This is a genomic window from Micromonospora sp. 4G55, assembly GCF_016803375.1.
Map to the genome: position 1 here is coordinate 1 of NZ_JAEVHN010000559.1, position 4,016 is coordinate 4,016.

Genomic DNA, 4,016 nt, shown 5'->3' on the forward strand with positions numbered 1-4,016 from the left:
ACCGCCGCCGGCGCGGTCGCCGGGTCGCAGTGCGCCAGGACGATGCGCGCCACCTCGTCGGGCTGGTGCTTGGCGAAGTAGTGGCCGGCGCCCTCGATGACCTCCAGCGACACCCGGTCGGAGAAGAACTCCCACTCCAGGTACCGCTCCTGGTACAGCTCCGTGGCGCGGTCACCGCTGCCGATGACGTTGACGATCGGGGCCGACAGCTTCCGGGGCAGGCCGTTGGCGTAGACCTCGGTGTAGTAGTCCTCGCCCTTGGCGGAGTCGGCCAGGACCACGCGCATCACGAAGTCCTTCTCGCGCTCGTCGAAGACCTCGGTGAAGAAGCCCATCGCGCGCAGCGCTTCCAGGGTCCGCCGTTTCGACGTCCAGCGCTCCACCGGGAACCACCGCCGCAGCCAGCTGAACACCCGGCCGGGCAGTCGCGGGGCGGGGAAGTGCGCGCCGATGACCACGCCGGTCAGCTCGACGCACGCCGCCTCCAGCCGGCGGCCCAGCTCCACCGCCTCGGCGCCGCCCACGCAGTGCCCGTACACGGCGACCGGGCCGCTGATCTGGTCGACGACCTCGGCGACGCAGCGGTCCACCAGCTCATCCATCCCCAGCAGGGGTTCGTCCGGGCGGTTCAGGTCGTGACCGGGACGCTCCAGGGCGTACAGCGCCACGCCCGCCGGGAGGGCGTCCGCCAGCGGCTGGAAGGTGATCGCGCTGCCGCCGCCGAACGGTACGCAGAGCAGCGTCAGCCGCGTCGGCGTCGCCGGTCGCGAGGGGGTCAACTCGTGCAGCAGCCGTCCGACGGAGCCCCCGGTCGCCGCCAGGTGCTCGGTCAACGACCGGATCGTCGGGTAGCGGAACAGGTCGAGGACGCTGATCGCCGGGTCGTTGCCGGCCAGCGCCTTGATGGCCTTGAAGGAGTCGCCGCCGAGGTCGAAGAAGTCGTCGTCGATGCCGACACTGTCGTACCCGAGCACCGCCGCCCACCGCTCGGCCAGGGCCTTCCGCAGCGGGGTGTCCGGCGGAGCCGCCCCGACGACCGTGCCGCCGCGCCGCGGTGCGGGCAGCGCCGCGCGGTCGACCTTGCGGTTGGCGCTGAGCGGCATGCGATCGAGCACCACGAAGGCCGACGGCACCATGTAGTCCGGGAGGTAGGTGCGGGCGAACGCCCGCCACGGCGCCGGGTCGGCGTCGAAGTCCGCCGTGACGTCCGCCCCCTGAGCCGCGTCCGGGTCCCCGCCGGCCTCCGCGCCGGTGGTCAGCGTCAGGTACGCCACGATCGTCTTCTCGCCCGCGTCCTCGCGGACCACGACGGCGGTGTCGCGTACCGACGGGTGGCGGCGAAGCACCTCCTCGATCTCGCCGAGCTCGATGCGGAATCCGCGCACCTTCACCTGCGAGTCGCTGCGGCCGACGAACTCGATGCGGCCGTCGGCCAGCCACCGGCCCAGGTCGCCGGTGCGGTAGAGCCGACCTCCGTGCGGGTCGGGTACGAACCGCTGCGCGGTGAGCGCCGGGTCGCCGAGGTAGTCGCGCGCCAGCCCGGCACCGCCGAGGTACAGCTCACCCACCACGCCCACCGGGGCGGGGGACAGCTGCGGATCGAGCACGTGGACGCGCATGTTGCCGATCGGGCGGCCGATGGTGAGGTGCGTGAAGCCGGGCTCGATCCGCTCCATCGTGGACCAGACGGCGGCCTCGGTCGGGCCGTACAGGTTCCACAGCACCCCGACCCGCTCGGCCAGCTGCCGGGCCAGCGGCGCGGACACCGCCTCGCCGCCGCACACCGCCGTCAGCCCGGGCATCCCGGTCCAGCCGGACTCGATCAGCAGCCGCCAGGTCGCCGGGGTCCCCTGGGCCAGGGTGACCCGTTCCGCGACGAGCAGGTCGGCCAGCCGGGTCGCGTCGTAGGCGACGTCGCGACCCACCAGCAGCATCCGGGCGCCGACCACGAGGGGCAGGAAGAGCTCCGGTACGGACATGTCGAAGGCGAAGCTGGCCATCGCGAGCATGGTGCCGTCGCTGGTCAGACCCGGCCGTTCGCGCATGGCGGCCAGGGTGTTGACGACGGCGGCGTGCGTCACCCGGACGCCCTTGGGGCGTCCCGTCGACCCGGACGTGTAGATCACGTACGCCAGGTGGTCCGGCCCGGCCAGCGGCTCCGGGTCACTGTCCGGCTCCGCGTCCGGGGTCTGGCCGCCGTGCAGCACCTCGCCGGCGTACCCGGCGAACCGGTCGGCCAGCTCCGCCTCGGTGACCAGGACCTTCGCACCGCTGTGCGCCAGCACGTAGCGCTGCCGCTCGACCGGGTAGTCGGGGTCCACCGGCACGTAGGCGCCGCCCGCTTTGAGCACCGCGACCAGCGTGACCGGCAGTTCCGGCGAGCGGTTCAGGCAGACGGCGACCGTGACGTCCGGGCCGACGCCGGCCCGGCGCAGCCGGTGGGCGAGCCGGTTGGCCCGGGCGTTGAACTCCGCGTAGCTGAGCGTGGTGGCCCCGAACGTCACGGCGGGCCGGTCGGGGCGCGTCGCCGCCTGGCGTTCGATCAGTTCCACGAGGGTCGGCACGCGTCCGGCCGGCGCGGCCCAGTCGAGCGCGGTGGCGGTGTCGTTCCACCCGGCGACCCGGGCCAGCTCGGCGGGGGTGAGGACGGGGACGTCCGCGAGCCGGACGCCGGGGTCGGCGACGGCGGCGGCGAGCAGCGTCTCCAGGTGCCCCATCATCCGCTCGGCGGTCGCCGCGTCGAACAGGTCGGTGTTGTACTCCAACCGGAACCGCAGCCCCTCGTCGACCTCGTACGCGTACAGGGCCAGGTCCTGCTGGGCGATGCCCGGCTCGACGGCGAACGGGACCATTCGCAGCCCGGGTGCGCCCAGGTCTCGCTGTTCGGGGAGGTTCAGCAGGTTGAACATCACCTGGAACAGCGGGTTCCGGCTGAGGTCGCGGGGCGCGTCGACGAGGTCCACCAGCCGCTCGAACGGCACCTCCTGGTGGTCGTACGCCCCCAGCGCCGTGTGCCGTACCTGGCCGAGCAGCTCCTCGAAGGTCCAGTCGCCGTCGATCACCGTCCGCAGCGGCAGCATGTTGACGAAGAAGCCGACCATCGGTTCCAGCTCGGCGCGGACCCGGCCGGCGACCGGCGTGCCGACGCAGATGTCGCGCTGGCCGGTGTAGCGCCAGAGCAGCGCCTTCAGCGCGGCGAGCACCGTCATCGCCAGGGTGGCGCCCCGGGCCTGGCTGAAGCGGCGCAGTTCGTCGGCGACCCGCGGCGGCAGGACGCGGGTACGGACCGCGCCGTCGAACGTCTGCACCGGCGGCCGGGGCCGGTCGGTGGGCACCTCCAGGACGCCCGCCACCCCGTCGAGCTGCCGCCGCCAGTACCGCAGGTCTCGCTGTCGGGGTCGGCCAGCCGGCTGCGCTGCCAGCGCGCGTAGTCGCCGTACTGCACGGGCAGTTCGGGCAGCGGCGAGGGGCGCCCGGCGAGGGCGGCGTCGTAGAGGGTGGCCACCTCGCCCGCGACGATGCCGAGGGACCAGCCGTCGGAGACGTTGTGGTGCATGGTCAGCGACAGCACGTGCCGATCGTCGGCGATCCGCAGCAGCACGGCCCGGAACAGCGGCCCACGGGCCAGGTCGAACGGGCGCCGCACGTCGGCGGCCAGGGCCGCGTGCACCCACTGCGGCACCGCGTCGGCGACCGCCGACTCCACGATGCTGCGCGGCCCCGTGTCGTCCGCGTCGGCCGGCGCGGACACGACCGGCAGGTCGACCGCGCCCGGCGGCAGCACCTCCTGGACCGGGTCGCCGTCTCCTCCGGTCGGGAAGACGGTACGCAGCGACTCGTGCCGCCGCACCAGCTCGGCCAGCGCCCCGCGCAGCGCGTCGACGTCGAGGGCGCCGTCGAGCAGCAGCGCCGTGCCGACGGTGTACGCGTTCTGGTGGTACGCCTGGTCGAGGAACCACAGCCGGTGCTGCCCGGAGGAGAGCGGCGCCGGGCCGGCGCCCGGCTCCGCGCGGGGG

Annotated in this window: 1 protein-coding gene and 1 pseudogene; both read right to left on the reverse strand. The window is 74.0% G+C overall.

All coding sequences use genetic code 11. The annotated features are described in order from the left end of the window. The coding region (locus JNW89_RS29740; RefSeq protein ID WP_238451613.1) for an amino acid adenylation domain-containing protein at positions 1-2,717 on the reverse strand (2,717 nt) is incomplete at its 3' end. Then, positions 2,691-3,961: pseudogene (locus JNW89_RS29745) on the reverse strand (condensation domain-containing protein); the annotation flags it as partial. The pseudogene JNW89_RS29745 and the gene JNW89_RS29740, both read right to left, overlap by 27 nt. Positions 3,962-4,016 lie beyond the last annotated feature (55 nt).